This window comes from Simplicispira sedimenti, assembly GCF_022760965.1.
In the GTDB taxonomy this organism is placed as follows: domain Bacteria; phylum Pseudomonadota; class Gammaproteobacteria; order Burkholderiales; family Burkholderiaceae_C; genus Simplicispira; species Simplicispira sedimenti.
In genome coordinates this window covers 97753-114996 of the sequence record NZ_JAKVIJ010000009.1, presented here as the reverse complement: position 1 = coordinate 114996, position 17244 = coordinate 97753, and the positions used below count along the sequence as shown (strand labels likewise).

Annotated in this window: 14 protein-coding genes; 3 read left to right on the top strand and 11 right to left on the bottom strand. The window is 63.9% G+C overall.

Annotation, left to right across the window (positions count from 1 at the left end; translation table 11 throughout):
* Positions 1 to 9: 9 nt before the first annotated feature.
* On the bottom strand, positions 10 to 792 hold the full coding sequence (gene mlaE / locus MJ602_RS11315; protein ID WP_162015316.1) for a lipid asymmetry maintenance ABC transporter permease subunit MlaE: 783 nt from the start codon (positions 790 to 792) through the stop codon (positions 10 to 12).
* Positions 789 to 1622, bottom strand: a complete 834-nt coding sequence (locus MJ602_RS11310) for an ABC transporter ATP-binding protein (protein ID WP_243020913.1) — start codon at positions 1620 to 1622, stop codon at positions 789 to 791. Before MJ602_RS11310 ends, mlaE begins: the two co-directional genes overlap by 4 nt.
* A gap of 380 nt (positions 1623 to 2002) precedes the next feature.
* Here MJ602_RS11310 and speD point away from each other — a divergent pair, with 380 nt between their 5' ends.
* Complete coding sequence (speD, locus tag MJ602_RS11305; protein WP_243020912.1) at positions 2003 to 2413, top strand: adenosylmethionine decarboxylase; 411 nt, start codon at positions 2003 to 2005, stop codon at positions 2411 to 2413.
* A complete protein-coding gene (speE, locus tag MJ602_RS11300) occupies positions 2413 to 3375 on the top strand; it encodes a polyamine aminopropyltransferase (RefSeq protein WP_243020911.1) in 963 nt (320 codons plus the stop codon). Before speD ends, speE begins: the two co-directional genes overlap by 1 nt.
* 190 nt (positions 3376 to 3565) lie before the next feature.
* Here speE and MJ602_RS11295 read toward each other — a convergent pair whose 3' ends face one another.
* The 6 genes from MJ602_RS11295 to MJ602_RS11270 form a co-directional block, all read right to left on the bottom strand.
* A complete protein-coding gene (locus MJ602_RS11295; RefSeq protein ID WP_279236166.1) occupies positions 3566 to 4345 on the bottom strand; it encodes an amino acid ABC transporter ATP-binding protein in 780 nt (259 codons plus the stop codon).
* Positions 4326 to 4979, bottom strand: a complete 654-nt coding sequence (locus MJ602_RS11290; RefSeq protein WP_243020910.1) for an amino acid ABC transporter permease — start codon at positions 4977 to 4979, stop codon at positions 4326 to 4328. The genes MJ602_RS11295 and MJ602_RS11290 overlap by 20 nt, the downstream gene beginning before the upstream one ends.
* Positions 4980 to 5143: 164 nt before the next feature.
* Positions 5144 to 5938, bottom strand: coding sequence for an amino acid ABC transporter substrate-binding protein (locus tag MJ602_RS11285; RefSeq protein WP_243020909.1), 795 nt, complete (start codon positions 5936 to 5938; stop codon positions 5144 to 5146).
* 251 nt (positions 5939 to 6189) lie between these two features.
* Entirely contained in the window at positions 6190 to 7668 is a 1479-nt protein-coding gene (locus tag MJ602_RS11280) for a glutamate synthase subunit beta (protein ID WP_243020908.1), read from the bottom strand.
* 41 nt (positions 7669 to 7709) lie between these two features.
* Positions 7710 to 12443 (bottom strand): glutamate synthase-related protein, encoded by a 4734-nt coding sequence (locus tag MJ602_RS11275; protein WP_162015309.1) that lies wholly within the window; start codon positions 12441 to 12443, stop codon positions 7710 to 7712.
* A gap of 175 nt (positions 12444 to 12618) precedes the next feature.
* Entirely contained in the window at positions 12619 to 13320 is a 702-nt protein-coding gene (locus tag MJ602_RS11270; protein WP_243020907.1) for a transposase, read from the bottom strand.
* Between the two features lie 75 nt (positions 13321 to 13395).
* Between MJ602_RS11270 and MJ602_RS11265 the strand changes: the two genes are divergently transcribed.
* On the top strand, positions 13396 to 13722 hold the full coding sequence (locus tag MJ602_RS11265) for a BON domain-containing protein (RefSeq protein ID WP_243020906.1): 327 nt from the start codon (positions 13396 to 13398) through the stop codon (positions 13720 to 13722).
* Here the strand turns inward: MJ602_RS11265 and MJ602_RS11260 are convergent.
* From MJ602_RS11260 to aroB, 3 genes are read right to left on the bottom strand one after another with little or no spacing between them, the layout of a single operon-like run.
* Positions 13703 to 14617: a class I SAM-dependent methyltransferase gene (locus MJ602_RS11260; protein WP_243020905.1), complete on the bottom strand. Its 915-nt coding sequence runs from the start codon at positions 14615 to 14617 to the stop codon at positions 13703 to 13705. The genes MJ602_RS11265 and MJ602_RS11260 overlap by 20 nt on opposite strands.
* Before the next feature lie 36 nt (positions 14618 to 14653).
* A complete protein-coding gene (locus tag MJ602_RS11255; RefSeq protein ID WP_243020904.1) occupies positions 14654 to 15826 on the bottom strand; it encodes a deoxyguanosinetriphosphate triphosphohydrolase in 1173 nt (390 codons plus the stop codon).
* 50 nt (positions 15827 to 15876) lie between these two features.
* Entirely contained in the window at positions 15877 to 16920 is a 1044-nt protein-coding gene (aroB, locus tag MJ602_RS11250) for a 3-dehydroquinate synthase (protein WP_243020960.1), read from the bottom strand.
* Between the last annotated feature and the right edge of the window lie 324 nt (positions 16921 to 17244).

Genomic DNA, 17244 nt, shown 5'->3' with positions numbered 1-17244 from the left:
CCATCCTTGTCAAATGCTGAACATCAGCGCCGTGAGCACAAAGTCCAGCGCCAGCACGGCCAGCGAGGCCATCACCACGGTGCGCGTGGTCGCGTGCGACACGCCCTCGGGCGTGGGCCGGGCCGTGTAGCCCTGCAGCAGCGCCACAAAGGTGACCGTGAAGCCAAACACAATGCTCTTGGCGACGCCGTTGCCCACGTCGCTGAACACATCCACACCGCCCTGCATCTGGCTCCAGAAAGAGCCCCCGTCCAGACCGATCATGGGCACGGCCACCACCCAGCCGCCGATGACGCCCACCGCGTTGAACACGGCCGCCAGCACCGGCATGGCAATCACGCCCGCCCAGAAGCGCGGCACCAGGATGCGGCGCACCGGGTCCACGGCCATCATCTCCATGGCGCTGAGCTGCTCGCCCGCGCGCATCAGCCCGATTTCTGCCGTGAGCGACGTGCCCGCACGCCCGGCAAACAGCAAGGCGGTGATCACCGGCCCCAGCTCGCGCAGCAGGCTCAGGGCCACCAACTGGCCCAGCGCCTCGGTCGAGCCAAAGTCCTGCAGCGTGTAGTAGCCCTGCAGCGCCAGCACAAAGCCCACGAACAGGCCCGACACGGTGATGATGGCCAACGAATAGTTACCCAGAAAGTGCACCTGGTCGCGCACCAGCGCGGGTCGGCGCAAGGCCTCGGGCGCCAGCAGCAACAGGCGCAGGAACAAGCGCGCCGCCTGGCCGATGTCGGCCAGCAGGCGCCGCACGGCCCTTCCCACGGTGGCGGGGCGGTACCAGCTCATGGGCGCCCTCCCGGCAGCGGACCAAAGTCCTGCGCCACGGTGGGGCCGGGGTAATGGAAGGGCACCGGCCCCGTGGGCAAGGCATGCACAAACTGGTGCACCAGAGGATCCTGGCTGTTTCGCACCTCATCGGGCGTACCTTGCGCAGCAATGGTGCCCGGCCCCAGGATCACCACATGGTCGGCCAGCGCGAAGGTCACCTCCAGGTCGTGCGACACCAGAATGCTGGTGAGCCCCATGGCATCGTTGAGCTGGCGGATGAGCTGGGCCGCCGTGCCCAGGGAAATCGGGTCCAGCCCGGCAAAGGGCTCGTCGTACATGATGAGCTCGGGGTCCAGCGCAATGGCACGCGCCAGCGCTACGCGCCGCGCCATGCCGCCCGAGATCTGGCTGGGCATGAGGTCGCGCGCCCCGCGCAGGCCCACGGCGTGCAGCTTCATGAGCACGATGTCGCGCACCAGTGCCTCGGGCAGGTCCGTGTGCTCGCGCAGCGGGAAGGCGACGTTGTCGAGCACGCTCATGTCGGTGAACAGTGCACCGAACTGGAACAGCATGCCCATGCGCCGGCGCGCCGCGTAGAGCTGCGCCGGGTCCATGCGGCCCACGTCCTGGCCGTCGAACAGCACCTGCCCGGCCTGCGCGCGCTGCTGCCCGCCGATCAGGCGCAGCACCGTGGTCTTGCCGCCGCCCGACGCCCCCATGATGGCCGTGACCTTGCCGCGCGGCACCGCGAGCGAGAGATCGCGCAGCACCACGCGCTCGCCGTACCCGAAGGTGACGTTGCGCAGTTCCACGAGAGCGGCAGAAGGCGGCGGGACGCTGGAGGGCATGGGCAAGAATGAGGCCTGCGCTGCGCACCCGGGCAATCCGCCAAGGCACGGACCGGCAAACCGCACATCATAGGGGTAAATCCCCTTGCCCCTACGGCGGCATCTGCAATTCCGGCGTTTGCTTATTGCCATTGGCTATAATCGCGGGTTCGAGAAATGTCACGCTCGCCTGGCCGAGCGGATTGCTGTCAGCGTTGCATGTGCGCTTGGGTGTGCGCAGCGGAACGAAGGCGCGGCAAGGGCCTCCTGGCCTGCGGCATTCCCCCTTCTTCCACGCAGTACCCCCACGCGGCAGCGCACCGGGCGGCGCCTGCAGGTGCTTGTGCACCTGCCGGGTTTGCCGTTATGTCACAACCCCGCGAAGAAAGGTCCTGCGCGCAATGAAGAATCTCCAGTCCGTCGTCCCCATCCCGGCACCCGTCCCCACCCGCCATGCCACAGGCCTGCACCTGATCGGTGACCTCTACGGCTGCCTGTGCGACAGCCGCCTGATGCTCGACGCCGCCCACCTGGAGAACTTTTGCAAGGACCGCGTAGCGGCCGCCGGCCTGACCACCGTGGGCAGCCTGTTCCACAGCTTTGGCGAGGGCGGCGGCGTCACCGGCGTGGTGGTGCTGGCCGAGTCGCACCTGTCCATCCACACCTGGCCCGAGGCGGGCTACGTCACGCTGGACGTGTACGTTTGCAACTACACCGAGAACAACCGCCCCAAGGCGCAGAAGCTCTTCGACGACCTGCAGGCCGCTTTCAACCCGGCCGACCCGCACCTGCACCGCGTCGACCGCGCCTGATGAGCGGCGAGCCCACCGTGCAGGCCACCCGCTACCTGGCCGAGCGCCTGAGCGCCGATTTCGGCTTCTACCTGAGCGACCGCCGCCTGCTGGACCAGCGCCAGTCGGCCTGGCAGCACATCGAGGTCTTCGAGAACCCGCAGTTCGGCCGCGTGATGCGCATCGACGGCTGCTTCATGACCAGCGAGCGCGACGAATTCTTCTACCACGAACCGATGGTGCACCTGCCGGCCATCGCCCACCCCGGCGTGCGCCGTGCGCTGGTCGTGGGCGGCGGCGACGGCGGCGCCGCCGAGGAGCTGCTCAAGCTGCCCGGCATCACGCAGGTGGTGCTGGCGGAACTGGACAGCGAGGTGATCGCCATAGCCCGCGAATGGCTCGGTGCCATCCACCGCGGCGCCTTCGACGACCCGCGCCTGGAGCTGCGCCTGGGCGACGCGCGCGCCTTCATCGGCCAGACCGAGGAGCGCTTCGACCAGATCATCCTGGACCTGACCGACCCCTTCGGCCCGGCCGTGGAGCTGTACACCGTGGAGTTCTACGCCGCCTGCCGCCGCGCGCTCAACCCCGGCGGCGTGCTGTCGCTGCACCTGGGCTCGCCCGTGCACCTGCCCGAGAGCCTGGGGCGCATCGCCGCCTCGGTGCGCGCGGTGTTCCCCATCTTCCGGCCCTACCTGCAATACGTGCCGCTGTACGGCACGCTGTGGTGCATGGGCATGGCATCGGACAGCACGGACCCCGCCGGGCTCAGCGCCGACGAGGTGGACGCACGCATCGCCGCGCGCGGCCTGCGCGACCTGCAGCTCTACAACGGCGCCATGCACCAGGCGCTGCTGGCCCAGCCCAACTTCGTGCGCGCACTGCTGGACAAGCCTGCGCGGCCACTGCACAGCGGGGACGCACTGGACGAGGTGCGCGATCCGGCGGAGCTGCCGGAGGTGCTGGTGTCGGCGCTGGGATAATTTTTTGGTCAAATCACCTCCTAACGCTTGTGGATCAAGCGCGGGCAGCTATTCTTTTTGATGGTTGTTGGGGTTGGGGTTGGGGAGTTTCCAGGCGGCTGGCCGGGACGCTCCCCGGCCAGCCGCACCCAAAAGAATAGCTGCCCGCGCTGACCCCACAAGCCCTGGAGCCCGATTCGACTCCAAACCCTCACAGCATGTGCTGCAAGAACGCCCGCGCCCGCTCATGCCCCGGGTCGGCAAAGAATTCGGCGGCCGGGCGCGCCGCGATCAGCTCGCCCTGGTCCATGAAGGCCACGGTGTGGGCCACCTCGCGCGCGAAGCCCATCTCGTGCGTGACCACCAGCATGGTCATGTGCTCCTCGGCCAGCTCGCGCATGGTGCGCAGCACCTCGCCGGTGAGCTCGGGGTCGAGCGCCGAGGTGGGCTCGTCGAACAGCATGATGTCGGGCTGCATGCACAGCGCCCGCGCGATGGCCACGCGCTGCTTCTGCCCGCCCGACAGGCGCGCGGGGTAGTTGTCGCGCTTCGGGGCCAGGCCCACCTTGGCCAGCAGTACCTCGGCGCGGGCGATGGCCGCATCACGCGCCAGGCCCTGCACCACCATGGGTGCCTCGATGAGGTTTTCCAGCACCGTGAGGTGCGGGAACAGGTTGAAGTGCTGGAACACCATGCCGGTCTTGGCGCCAATGCGGCGCACCTCGGCGTCGGGCACGTAGGCACAGCGCCCCTGCGCGTCGGTCGTGGCCAGGGTTTCGCCCTCGATGGCGATGTGGCCGCTGTCGATGGTCTCCAAGTGGTTGAGGCAGCGCAGAAAGGTGCTCTTGCCCGAGCCCGAGGGCCCGATCACCGCCACCACCTCGCCCTTGCGCACCTGCAACGACACGCCGCGCAGCACCTCGTTGGCGCCGAAGCGCTTGCGCAGGTCGCGTGCCTCGATCATGGGCGCTTCACTGGTCGTACTTGGCATAGCGTTTCTCCAGGCGCTGGAAAGCCCAGGTGAGCAGCAGCGTCATGGCCAGGTAAAAGGCCGCCGCGACGATGAAGGGCGTGGTGGTGAAGTCGCGCTGTACGATGCCGCGCGCGGCGCGCAGCAGGTCGTTGAGGGCCAGCACGTAGATGAGCGAGGTGTCCTTCACGAGCGTGATGGTCTCGTTGCTCATGGGCGGCAGGATGCTGCGCACCATCTGCGGCAACACGATGCGGCGCATGGTCTGGCCGTAGCCCATGCCCAGCACCTTGGCGGCCTCGTACTGGCCGCGGTCCACCGACTGGATGCCGGCGCGGAAGATCTCGGCGAAGTAGGCCGCGTAGTTCAGCGCAAACGCCACCACGGCGGCCGGAAAGTCGGGCAAGCGCACGCCGACCACCGGCACAAAGGGCAGCGCGAAGTAGATGAACAGCATCTGCAGCATCAGCGGCGTGCCGCGCATGAGCCAGATGTAGCCATTGACCGCCGCCGACAGGGCCTTCCAGTGCGACACCCGCGCCAGCGCCAGCACCAGCCCGAGCGGCACGGCCAGCGCCAGCGTGATGGCGAACAGCTTGAGGGTGACGGCAGCGCCCTGCGCCAGCGGCCCCAGGAGGGAGAGAACGTAGTCCATGCGGTGGCGACAGTTCAGTATGTTTTGTCCGCGGCCGTCAGCACGGGCGCGGCCCAAGCCAGCGGCCACCGCGCAAGGGCCGCCCCGCCGCGCTGGTGGCGTCCCCCTTCCCGGCGACAGCCGAGAGAAGGGGGAAGCGGCGCAGCCGCTCAGGGGGTTGTGCTCTATTTAATGATGTTCTTGCCGAACCACTGTTCGGCAATTTTCGCGGCACTGCCGTCCGCCTTCATGTCGGCCAGGGCTTTTTCGACTTTGCCATGCAGTTCGGTATCGTCCTTGCGCAGGCCCACACCGTATTCCTCGGTGCCGAAGTTGTCGTCGAGCACGGCATAGTCGCCCGGCTTCTTGGCGACGTAGTAGCGGCCCACCACTTCGTCCACCACCACGGCTTCGAGGCGGCCAGTGGAGAGGTCCATCAGCGCGGTGACGTTGTCGCCAAAGGTCTTGAATTCCTTGAAGCTCTTGAAGACGGTGTCCTCCTTCTTGATGGCGTCCACGGCGCTGGAGCCTTCCTGGGCGCCGACCACCTTGCCGGCCAGATCGGCCTTGGTCTTGATGGCGGAGTTGGCGGCCACCACGATGATCTGGTGGTTTTCCATGTAGGGCGCGGTGAACAGGATGTTCTGCTTGCGCTCTTCGGTGATGGTCAGGCCGTTCCACAGCGCGTCCACGCGCTTGCCCGACAGTTCGGCTTCCTTGGCGCTCCAGTCGATGGGCTTGAATTCCACCTCCAGGCCCAGGCGCTTGGCGGCTTCTTTGGCCATGTCGATGTCGAAGCCGACGAGCTCGTTCTTGTCGTCGCGGAAGCCCATGGGCGGAAAGTTGTCGTCCAGGCCGACGACGATCTTGGCCGCAGCGGCCGGCGCAGGCGCGGCGGCGGGTTGTGCGGTTTCGTTCTTGCTGCATCCAACCAGCGCGGCGCCCAGGGCCAACAGCGCAACAGCGGCGATCTTTTTCATGGTGTAGTGGCTCTCGATCAAGACAAGGGAGGAACCGGACGGGCCGCGCCGCCCGCTCGTGGCGGCAGTGCGGCATCCATACGGGAAAACCCTAGATTGTCCATGATCTGCGCCCTGCGGCCATGCCTGGGGAATTCAACCAAGAGCGAAATTCGACCCTGGCGCTTGTCCATCAAGCGCCAAATGCTATCAAATAAGTAGCAACAAAAAAACGGCGCCCTGGGGCGCCGTTGGCAGAGGAGGCTGAACGCTCAGCGCGGCAGGTCGCTCGCACCCATCAGGAACTCATCGATGGCGCGCGCGGCCTGGCGGCCTTCACGGATGGCCCAGACCACCAGGCTCTGGCCCCGGCGCATGTCGCCTGCGGCGAACACCTTGGGCGCGTTGGTGGCGTAGCCGCCGGTGAAGTCGGTGCTGGCGCGCGCGTTGCCACGGGCGTCCTTCTCGACGCCAAAGGCATCGAGCACCGCTGCAACCGGGCTCACAAAGCCCATGGCGAGCAGCACCAGGTCGGCCTTGTATTCCTTTTCGGTGCCGGGGACCTCAACGAACTTGCCGTCCTTGAATTCCACCTGCACCGTCTTGAGGCCGGTGACCTTGCCGCCCTTACCGACAAATTCCTTGGTGGAAATGGCGAACTCGCGCGTGCAGCCCTCTTCGTGGCTGGAGCTGGTGCGCAGCTTGAGCGGCCAGTAGGGCCAGACCAGGGGCTTGTTCTCCTCCTCGGGGGGCATGGGCATGACTTCGAACTGCGTCACGCTCTTGGCGCCGTGGCGGTTGCTGGTGCCCACGCAGTCGCTGCCGGTGTCGCCGCCACCAATGACGATCACGTGCTTGCCGTCGGCGCGCAACTGGCCCTTGAGCTTGTCGCCCGCGTTCACCTTGTTCTGCTGGGGCAGGAACTCCATGGCGAAATGGATGCCGTCCAGGTCGCGGCCGGGCACGGGCAGGTCGCGGCTCTGCTCGGCACCGCCGGTGAGCAGCACGGCGTCGAACTGCGCCTGCAGTTGCTCGGGCGTGATGGTTTCCTTGGCCCAGTTGGTGACCTTGGAGTCCTTGCCCAGGCCGTCCTTCGCCGCACCGACGAACACACCGGTGCGGATGGTGACGCCTTCGGCCTCCAGCTGCTTGGCGCGGCGATCGATGTGCGACTTCTCCATCTTGAAGTCGGGGATGCCGTAACGCAACAGGCCGCCAATGCGGTCGTTCTTCTCGAACAGAGTGACGTCGTGCCCGGCGCGCGCCAGCTGCTGTGCCGCTGCCATGCCGGCCGGGCCAGAACCGACCACGGCCACCTTCTTGCCTGTCTTGTGCTTGGGCAACTGGGGTTGCACCCAGCCATGCTCCCACGCGCGGTCGATGATGGCGTGCTCGATGCTCTTGATGCCGACCGCATCGTTGTTGAAGTTGAGCGTGCAGGCCGCCTCGCAGGGTGCGGGGCAGATGCGGCCGGTGAACTCGGGGAAGTTGTTCGTCGAGTTCAGCACCGCAAAGGCGTTCTTCCAGTCAGCGCGATAGACCAGGTCGTTGAAGTCCGGAATGATGTTGTTGACCGGGCAGCCGTTGTTGCAGAACGGCGTGCCGCAGTCCATGCAGCGCGCCGCCTGTACCTTGGCCTGTGCGTCATCCACACCAATGACGAATTCCTTGTAATTCTTCAAGCGCTCGGCCACCGGCAGGTAGCCTTCTTCGACGCGCTCGTATTCCATGAAGCCGGTGATTTTTCCCATGTCTGTGTCCTTGTGAATGTGTTCCTTGGCGCAAAGCCCGTTCAATGCGCGGCTTTAGCTACATTTTTCGTAGCGTTCAGCGCAGATTGCTCGGGCGCCTGGGTCACTTTCTTTGCATTGATTTCTGACAGGGCACGCTTGTATTCGAGCGGGAACACCTTGACGAACTTGGCGCGCGAGGCGGCCCAGTGGTCCAGCAGTTCACGCGCGCGCTTGCTGCCGGTCCAGCGGTTGTGGTCTTCCAGCAGCTTCTTGAGCTGGGCCTCGTCGGTCTGGTCGCGGTGCCAGATGGCACGCGGGATGCTGGCTTCCTGTTCGTCCGAAGGCAGCACACGCTCCAGCGCCACCATGGCCTTGTTGCAGCGCGCCTCGAACTGGCCGTCCTCGTCGTACACATAGGCCACGCCACCGCTCATGCCGGCTGCAAAGTTGCGGCCGGTCTTGCCCAGCACGGCGACTGTGCCACCCGTCATGTATTCGCAGCCATGGTCGCCCGTGCCTTCCACCACCGCAGTGGCGCCAGACAGGCGCACTGCAAAGCGCTCGCCCGCCACACCGCTGAAGTAGGCCTCGCCACTGGTGGCGCCGTACATGACGGTGTTGCCCACGATGATGTTGCGCCAGGCGTCGCCCCGGAAGTCGATGCTGGGGCGCACCACCACACGGCCGCCCGACAGGCCCTTGCCGGTGTAGTCGTTGGCGTCGCCGATCAGGTACATCGTGATGCCGTTGCACAGGAAGGCACCAAAGGATTGGCCACCCGTGCCTTCGAGCTGGATGCGGATGGTGTCGTCGGGCAAGCCATCGGGGTGCAGGCGCGTGACGGCACCCGAGAGCATGGCGCCCACGGAGCGGTTCACGTTGCGCACCACTTCGATGAACTGCACGCGCTCGCCCTTGTCGATGGCAGGACGCGAGCGCTCGATGAGCTTGCGATCCAACGTGTGCTCGATGTTGTGGTCCTGCTTGTCCACATGCAGGCGCGGCACTTCAGCGCTCACCTGGGGTTGCACGAACAGGCGGCCAAAGTCCAGGCCACGGGCCTTCCAGTGCTCCAGGCCCTTGCGCATGTCGAGCAGATCGGTGCGGCCGATCAGGTCGTCGAACTTGCGGATACCCAGTTGCGCCATGATCTGGCGCACTTCTTCGGCGACGAAGAAGAAGTAGTTGACCACGTGCTCAGGCTTGCCGGAGAACTTGGCGCGCAGCTCCGGGTCCTGCGTGGCCACGCCCACCGGGCAGGTGTTGAGGTGGCACTTGCGCATCATCACGCAGCCTTCCACCACCAGCGGTGCGGTGGCGAAGCCGAATTCGTCGGCGCCCAGCAGCGCGCCGATGGCGACGTCGCGGCCGGTCTTCATCTGGCCGTCGGCCTGCACGCGAATACGGCCGCGCAAGCGGTTGAGCACCAGGGTCTGCTGGGTCTCGGCCAGGCCGATCTCCCAGGGGCCGCCCGCATGCTTGATGGACGACCAGGGCGATGCGCCTGTGCCGCCGTCGTGCCCGGCGATCACCACGTGGTCGGCCTTGCACTTGGCCACGCCGGCGGCGATGGTACCGACGCCCACTTCGGACACGAGCTTGACCGAGATGTCAGCGTGCGGCGCCACGTTCTTCAGGTCGTGGATGAGCTGCGCCAGGTCTTCGATGGAGTAGATGTCGTGGTGCGGCGGGGGCGAAATCAGGCCCACGCCGGGGACGCTGTGGCGCAGCTTGCCGATGTAGTTGGACACCTTGCCACCGGGCAGCTGGCCACCCTCGCCGGGCTTGGCGCCCTGGGCCATCTTGATCTGGATCTGGTCGGCCGACGACAGGTACTCGGCGGTAACGCCAAAGCGACCCGAAGCCACCTGCTTGATCTTGGAGCGCAGCGAGTCTCCGTCCTGCAGCGGCAGATCGACCTCGACGTTCTCTTCGCCGATCACGCTCTTGAGGCTGTCGCCCTGCTTGATGGGGATGCCCTTGAGCTCCTGGCGATAGCGGCGCTCGTCTTCGCCCCCCTCGCCGGTGTTGCTCTTGCCGCCAATGCGGTTCATGGCCACGGCCAGCGTGGCATGGGCCTCGGTGGAAATGGAACCGAGCGACATGGCCCCGGTGGCAAAGCGCTTGACGATGTCCTTGGCGGGCTCGACCTCATCGACCGGAATGGCCTTGGCCGGATCGAACTTGAATTCGAACAGGCCGCGCAGCGTCATGTGGCGCTTGGTCTGGTCGTTGATGATCTGGGCGTATTCCTTGTAGGTGCTCCAGTTGTTGGCGCGCGTGGAATGCTGCAGCTTGGCAATGGCGTCGGGCGTCCACATGTGCTCTTCGCCACGGGCACGCCAGGCGTATTCACCGCCGGTGTGCAGCATGGTTTCGAGCACAGGGTCGTCGCCAAAAGCTGCCTTGTGCGTGCGGATGGCTTCCTCGGCGATCTCGAACACGCCAATGCCCTCGACGCGGCTGGCCGTGCCGGTGAAGTACTTCTGCACGGTGTCGGTGTTCAGACCGATGGCTTCGAAGAGCTGGGCACCGCAGTAGCTCATATAGGTGCTCACGCCCATCTTGGACATGATCTTGGACAGGCCTTTGCCAATCGCCTTGACGTAGTTGTAAATGGCTTTTTCGGGCGAGAGGTCCCCGCCCAGTTCCTTGTGCATGTCCACCAGGGTTTCGAGCGCCAGGTAGGGGTGCACGGCCTCGGCGCCATAGCCTGCGAGCACGGCGAAATGGTGCACTTCGCGCGCAGTGCCGGTTTCCACGACCAGGCCTGCAGCGGTGCGCAAGCCTTCGCGCACCAGGTGCTGGTGGATGCAGGAAAGTGCCAGCAGCGCAGGGATGGCCACCTGCTCCGGGCCCACGCCCCGGTCGCTGAGGATCAGGATGTTGGCGCCGCCGCGGATGGCATCCACGGCCTGCGCGCACAGCGACGCCAGCTTGGCTTCCACACCCTCATGCCCCCAGGACAGCGGGTAGGTGATGTCGATGACTTCGCTGCGGAACTTGCCTTGGGTGTAGCGGCTGATGTCGCGCAGCTTGGCCATGTCGGCAAAGTCCAGGACGGGCTGCGACACTTCCAGGCGCATGGGTGGGTTGACCTGGTTGATGTCCAGCAGGTTGGGCTTGGGGCCGATGAAGCTGTTGAGCGACATCACGATGGCCTCGCGGATCGGATCGATCGGCGGGTTGGTCACCTGGGCGAACAGCTGCTTGAAGTAGTTGTACAGCGGCTTGTTCTGGCTGGACAGGACGGCCAGCGGGCTGTCGTTGCCCATGGAGCCGATGCCCTCTTCGCCGTTCTGGGCCATGGGCGCCATCAGGAACTTGATGTCTTCCTGCGTATAGCCAAAGGCCTGCTGGCGGTCCAGCAGCGGCAAGCTGGCAGCGGCAGGCGTGGCGGCGGCCTCGCCGGCTTCGATGCTGTCGAGCTTGATGCGCAGGTTTTCGATCCACTGCTTGTAAGGCTTGGTGTTGACGATATTGGCCTTGAGCTCGTCATCGTCGATCATGCGCCCCTGCTCCAGATCGATCAGGAACATCTTGCCCGGCTGCAGGCGCCACTTGCGCACGATCTTGTTCTCGGGTACGGGCAGCACGCCCGACTCGGAGCCCATGATCACCAGGTCGTCATCGGTGATGCAGTAGCGCGAGGGACGCAGGCCGTTGCGGTCCAGCGTGGCGCCGATCTGGCGGCCGTCGGTGAACACGATGGAAGCCGGGCCATCCCAGGGCTCCAGCATCGCGGCGTGGTACTCATAGAAAGCGCGGCGGCGCTCGTCCATGGTGGTGTGCTGCTCCCAGGGCTCGGGAATCATCATCATCACGGCCTGGCTGATGGGGTAGCCCGCCATGGTCAGCAGTTCCAGGCAGTTGTCGAACGTGGCCGTGTCGGACTGGTCGGCGAAGCTGATCGGGTAGAGCTTTTTCAGGTCTGCCGCCAGCACGGGTGAAGACATGACGCCTTCACGGGCACGCATCCAGTTGTAGTTGCCCTTGACGGTGTTGATCTCTCCGTTGTGAGCCACGTAGCGGTACGGGTGGGCCAGCGGCCACTCGGGGAAGGTGTTCGTGGAAAAGCGCTGGTGCACCAGGCCTACGGCCGAGACGCAGCGTTCGTCCTGCAAGTCCAGGTAGTACTGGCCCACCTGGTCGGCCAGCAGCAGGCCCTTGTACACCACGGTGCGGCTGCTCATGCTGGGAACGTAGTATTCCTTGCTGTGCTTGAGCTTGAGGGCCTGGATGGCAGCGCTGGCAGTCTTGCGAATGACGTAGAGCTTGCGCTCCAGCGCGTCCTGCACGATCACATCGGAGCCGCGCCCGATGAAGAGCTGGCGCAGGATAGGTTCCTTGGTGCGCACCGTGGGCGACATGGGCATCTCGCGGTTGACCGGCACATCGCGCCAGCCCAGCAGCACCTGGCCTTCGGCCTTGATGGCGCGCTCCAGCTCCTGCTCACAGGCCAGACGCGAGGCATGCTCCTTGGGCAGGAACACCATGCCCACGCCGTATTCCCCGGCTGGAGGCAGCACCACGCCTTGCTTGGCCATTTCCTCGCGGTAGAGCTGGTCCGGAATCTGGATCAAGATACCCGCGCCGTCGCCCATCAGCTTGTCGGCACCCACGGCGCCGCGGTGGTCGATGTTCTCCAGGATCTTGAGCGCCTGCGTCACGATGTCGTGGCGCTTGACGCCCTTGATGTGCGCGACAAAACCGAGGCCGCAAGCGTCGTGTTCATGGGCGGTCGAATACAGACCGTGTGCTTTCAGGTGTTCAATCTCGGCGGCCGTGGTCATGGCGCACTCCTCATATTTATACGCGGGGAGCGCAAGCTTAGTGCATTGCAACATCCCATGGCAAGCAGTTTATTCGGGGTCAGATACCAATAAAGTCGCATAGAGCTATCTGGTTTATTATTTGGGGACACATTAAATACGACGGCAGTTCGCCTCTGATGGAGCACTGCATGACTCAATCAAGGGGGTGGGATTTGCGCGGGCGCCCTGGCCGGGCCTGCGTCAATCTGCGCGTCGCACCCTGGGTGTTCAGTGCTTGCAGAAAGGGCTCACTGCCCAGAGCCCACCCACCGCGCGCAGCACCTTCCATGCGCTGCCATTGCGCTTCATCCAGGCCCGCGCGCACCATTTCCGCATACGCGTTCTCCCGGTCGAATGGTGTGTTGCCCAGTGCCCAGTATTGGGCATGGGGCGCGATCAAACGATCCACACGCAAGCCGAGGTAGTGCGCATGGCTGGACCAGGCCCAATCCTGCGGCTGCGCCGCAAGTCCCGCGCGAACCGGCGCCCAATCCAAGCCCACCATGGCGGGCAACAAATAGACCGGCGCCTCCAGCACCGACGAGCGAAAGCGCCCTTCCCACAGCGTTCCGCTGCGGGCATGCCGGCGATTGAAGTAGCGCACATAACTCCGCCCCAACGCCTGCACCATCAAGGACAAAGCCTCCGTCGTGGCCGGAGTGACGAGCAAGTGGTAGCTGGCGCTCAGCAACACATAGGCATGAATGGTCACCCGATGCGTGCGCGCACTGTCGGCCAAGCTGCCCAAGAAGGCATCCCGGTCCTGCGCGTCCAGGAAGATGGGTTGCTGGTTGTTGCCCTGTTGCAGGACATGATGAACCTGCCCAGGCAGCGAAAGTCGTGCGAGTCGGGCCATAGCTTAAAAAAGGCGCTTCCGTGGCTGCATTCGCAGCAGTGAGCCATGCCATACTTCCGGATCAGGAGACCCGACATGAAACCCTTGTACATCGCCTTGAGCACTCTGGTGGCTGCCACCGCACTGGGTGCTTGCACTTCCAACGGCAACTACGTCGCCAGCCCCCACCAGCGCCACCGCGCCGTCGCCATGGATCTGGATACGGCGGCCCGGGTCGAGGCACGCATCCAGGCGGATGAGCGACAGGCTTTGCGCCACACGGTCCGTGTGAATGTCGTCAAAGGCCAAGCCGAACTGCTGGGCGAAGCCCGCAATGCGGAAGAACGCCAGATGGCCGAGACAGTGGCTCTTCAGACGCATGGAGTCAAGGAAGTCAAAAACCTCATGACGCTTCGCCGCTGAGTTCTGCGCCCTCGCTCCATGGCAAACCAAACCGGTTTGCCATGTCTTGCTCTAAGCCAAACTGCTGCAGGATCTGCTGCAGGCGCTCGCGCGCGCTGCGTTTGCGCTGGCCCGTATAGCGCGCAATGATGAGCTCATTCTTGAGACTGTGCTCCCAGCCCACCAGCTCGGTCACAGTGACCTGGTAGCCACTGGCCTCCAGGTACAGGCACCGCAGCACGTTGGTGATCTGGCTTCCGATTTCGCGCGTATGCAAGGGGTGGCGCCACAGCTCCGCCAAGGGCGTGCGTGCCAATTGAAGGGCCTTGTTGCGACGCAGATGCGAAGCCACCTCGGCCTGACAACACGGAACGATGGCCATGGCACGCGCCTTTTTCTGGAGGCCAAACGCGATGGCATCATCCGTTGCAGTATCGCAGGCGTGCAGCGCGGTGACCACGTCGATGCTGGCGGGCAATGTCGCCGATTCAGTGGCCTGCGCGACGGAGAGGTTTAGGAACGACATGCGCGCAAATCCCAGTCGCTCAGCCAATTGGCAAGAGCGCTCCACAAGGTCCGGGCGCGATTCGATGCCATAGATGTGCCCGCGCCCCAGCGGCCTGAAGAACAGGTCGTACAGAATAAAGCCCAGGTAGGACTTGCCTGCGCCATGGTCCGCCAGGGTAGGCGCATGCCCATCCGCCGACAGTTCCTGCAACAGGGGTTCGATGAACTGGTACAGGTGGTACACCTGCTTGAGTTTACGGCGCGAATCCTGGTTCAGCCGCCCATCCCGGGTGAGGATGTGCAACTCTTTCAAGAGCTCCATCGATTGACCAGGCCGCAACGAAGGCAGCAACTCGTGCAGCGAAGGTTCCGTTCGGGTTTTGGATGTCTTGGGCGTGATGTGCTTCATGGGCGGTGAAATGGGGTACTGCTTGGCTGGTGAACATCAGCCCAGCAGACGCTGGCCGGTCAGACGCTCATGCTCCTTCACCGCGTAGCGGTCGGTCATGCCAGCGATGAAGTCTGCCACAACCCGCGCACGGTCCGAGGGCCCGACAGCCTCGTCCCAGCGCTGCGCGAAGATGGGCTTCATGGCCTGGGGCTTCTGCATGTAGAAAGCAAAGAGATCTCGCACCACTTGTCGCGCGCTGTTGGTGGTTTCAACCACCTGCGGATGACGATACAGGTTGGCAAACAAGAAACGTTTGAGCGCGAGGGACTGCCCGTGCATCTCTTCGCTGAAGCGCACCAGCAAGGGCATGGCTCGTACCTCGTCCACATGCTTGGGGCCCTGGGTCTGCAAGGCATGCCGGGTGGCTTCGATGACGTCATACACCTGTGCACTGAGCATGCGTCGGATGGCTTCGTACAACAAGCGGCGTTGCGACTCCAAACGTGCCAATGCCGGATATTCAGCGAGCGCCTGGAGCCGGTGCGACTCGAACAGAGGAATGCTTTGCAACTGCTCCATCGAAATGAGACCCGAGCGCACGCCATCATCGATATCGTGCGCGTTATACGCAATCTCATCAGCCAGGTTGCACAACTGCGCCTCCAAACTGGGCTGCTGACGCAATAGAAAACGGGCGCCCACACCACCGGGCTCCTGCGCTTCCAGCGCCCTGGCATTTGCCTGGGAACAATGCTTGAGAATGCCCTCCCGCGTTTCAAAACACAGGTTCAGGCCATCGAATTGGGGATAACGCCGCTCCAGCCAATCGACCACGCGCAGGCTTTGCAGGTTGTGCTCAAACCCACCGAACTCTGCCATGCAGGCATGAAGTGCATCCTGCCCTGCGTGGCCAAAGGGCGTATGCCCCAGATCGTGCGCCAGGCAGATCGCTTCCACCAAATCCTCATTGAGGCTCAGTGAGCGCGCGATCGAGCGGCCCAATTGAGCCACCTCAATGGAGTGGGTCAGCCGGGTGCGAAACAGATCGCCCTCATGGTTCAAGAAGACCTGTGTTTTGTACACCAGGCGCCGGAACGCCGTCGAATGGACAATTCTGTCCCTATCCCGCTGAAAAGGCGTGCGCGTTGGCGCGGGCTCCTCCCAGTACCTGCGTCCACGCGATTGCGCCGGATCGCACGCATAGGCAGCCAAGCCTGCCTCATGCATACCGCATGCCTTGCTTGCTCAAGCGGTCCGAAAGGCTGGCACTTTTCGCATCACCAGCATGCATCGATGACTTCTCGCACCAAGGCATCGGGCGCCGAACGCAATACCGCCTTGCCCGGACCATCAATCAGCACAAATCGAATCTCGCCAGACTCTGCCTTTTTGTCGACACGCATGAGTTCTAGGTAGCGCCCCGCATTGTCTGAAGGATCCAGCACCGGCGCTTTGACAGGCAGGCCGGCCCGCTGGATCAAGTTGCGCAGCCGCAGAACAAACTTCTCGTCCACCAGACCCATGCGCAGCGACAGCTCGGCAGCCATCACCATGCCAGCACCCACCGCTTCACCATGGAGCCACACGCCGTAGCCCATTCCCGCCTCGATGGCATGACCAAACGTATGCCCAAAATTGAGAATGGCACGCAGGCCTGACTCACGCTCATCCTGCCCGACCACCCAGGCCTTGATCTCACAGCTACGCCGTACTGCATGCGCCAATGCCGTGCGGTCACGGGCACGCAAGGCGTCCATGGAGGCCTCTTGCCAAGCCATGAACTCCATATCGGCGATAGGACCGTACTTGATGACTTCCGCCAAGCCCGCTGAAAGCTCTCGCTCGGGCAAGGTATCCAAGGTAGCAAGGTCGCATACCACCAGACGGGGCTGATAGAACGCCCCGATCATGTTCTTTCCCAAGGGATGATTGATGCCGGTTTTGCCGCCCACCGATGAGTCCACTTGCGCCAGCAAGGTGGTCGGAACCTGCACAAACGGAACACCACGCATGTAGCAGGCGGCTGCAAAACCGGTCATGTCGCCAATCACCCCGCCGCCCAAGGCAAAGAGAACCGTCTTGCGGTCGCATCCGTGCTTCAGCAAGGCGTCAAAGATGAGATTCAGCGTTTGCCAGTTCTTGTGTTCTTCGCCGTCGGGGAGTTTGACAATGTGAACGACTTGGTAGCGCGCCTTGAGTGCTGCTACCAACTGAACTACGTAAAGTTGGGCGACGACATGGTTGGTAACAACCACCACTTGGCTGGCATGCGGCAATTCGCCGTAATCTTCGAAGGCGCGAGCGAATGCTCCCCCAATCATTATCGGATAACTGTGGCTGCCAAGTTCAATATTTATCGACTGCACTTAATTAACCCCGAAAATCACTTAAATACACAAATTTATCTAACGAAATTCCATTCGGCACATTCGCAATGCCAATCATCACTAACAGGCTACTGAAATACTGCTGTAAAACTCGAAAAACGGCGACCTTGAGAGTGCCTCACCGCTTGCTGGGTTCCAAAAAATCGCTTGTAGGCCGTTTTAAGCGATCGATGCTTTTGGCTGCCGATGGGCAAACCAGTATTTCAGGAGCCTGCAAAGCCCGCAAGCGAACGAGCCCCTCGCAAAGCGAGGGGCTCG

Bases quoted from the DNA above. Each gene is read 5' to 3' on its own strand.
- MJ602_RS11265 (WP_243020906.1), top strand. From the start codon at position 13,396: ATGAAACCCTTGTACATCGCCTTGAGCACTCTGGTGGCTGCCACCGCA.
- MJ602_RS11280 (WP_243020908.1), bottom strand. From the start codon at position 7,668: ATGGGAAAAATCACCGGCTTCATGGAATACGAGCGCGTCGAAGAAGGC.
- mlaE (WP_162015316.1), bottom strand. From the start codon at position 792: ATGAGCTGGTACCGCCCCGCCACCGTGGGAAGGGCCGTGCGGCGCCTG.
- MJ602_RS11295 (WP_279236166.1), bottom strand. From the start codon at position 4,345: ATGCCAAGTACGACCAGTGAAGCGCCCATGATCGAGGCACGCGACCTG.
- speD (WP_243020912.1), top strand. From the start codon at position 2,003: ATGAAGAATCTCCAGTCCGTCGTCCCCATCCCGGCACCCGTCCCCACC.
- MJ602_RS11285 (WP_243020909.1), bottom strand. From the start codon at position 5,938: ATGAAAAAGATCGCCGCTGTTGCGCTGTTGGCCCTGGGCGCCGCGCTG.
- MJ602_RS11255 (WP_243020904.1), bottom strand. From the start codon at position 15,826: ATGCATGAGGCAGGCTTGGCTGCCTATGCGTGCGATCCGGCGCAATCG.
- speE (WP_243020911.1), top strand. From the start codon at position 2,413: ATGAGCGGCGAGCCCACCGTGCAGGCCACCCGCTACCTGGCCGAGCGC.
- MJ602_RS11260 (WP_243020905.1), bottom strand. From the start codon at position 14,617: ATGAAGCACATCACGCCCAAGACATCCAAAACCCGAACGGAACCTTCG.
- MJ602_RS11275 (WP_162015309.1), bottom strand. From the start codon at position 12,443: ATGACCACGGCCGCCGAGATTGAACACCTGAAAGCACACGGTCTGTAT.
- MJ602_RS11290 (WP_243020910.1), bottom strand. From the start codon at position 4,979: ATGGACTACGTTCTCTCCCTCCTGGGGCCGCTGGCGCAGGGCGCTGCC.
- aroB (WP_243020960.1), bottom strand. From the start codon at position 16,920: ATGATTGGGGGAGCATTCGCTCGCGCCTTCGAAGATTACGGCGAATTG.
- MJ602_RS11270 (WP_243020907.1), bottom strand. From the start codon at position 13,320: ATGGCCCGACTCGCACGACTTTCGCTGCCTGGGCAGGTTCATCATGTC.
- MJ602_RS11310 (WP_243020913.1), bottom strand. From the start codon at position 1,622: ATGCCCTCCAGCGTCCCGCCGCCTTCTGCCGCTCTCGTGGAACTGCGC.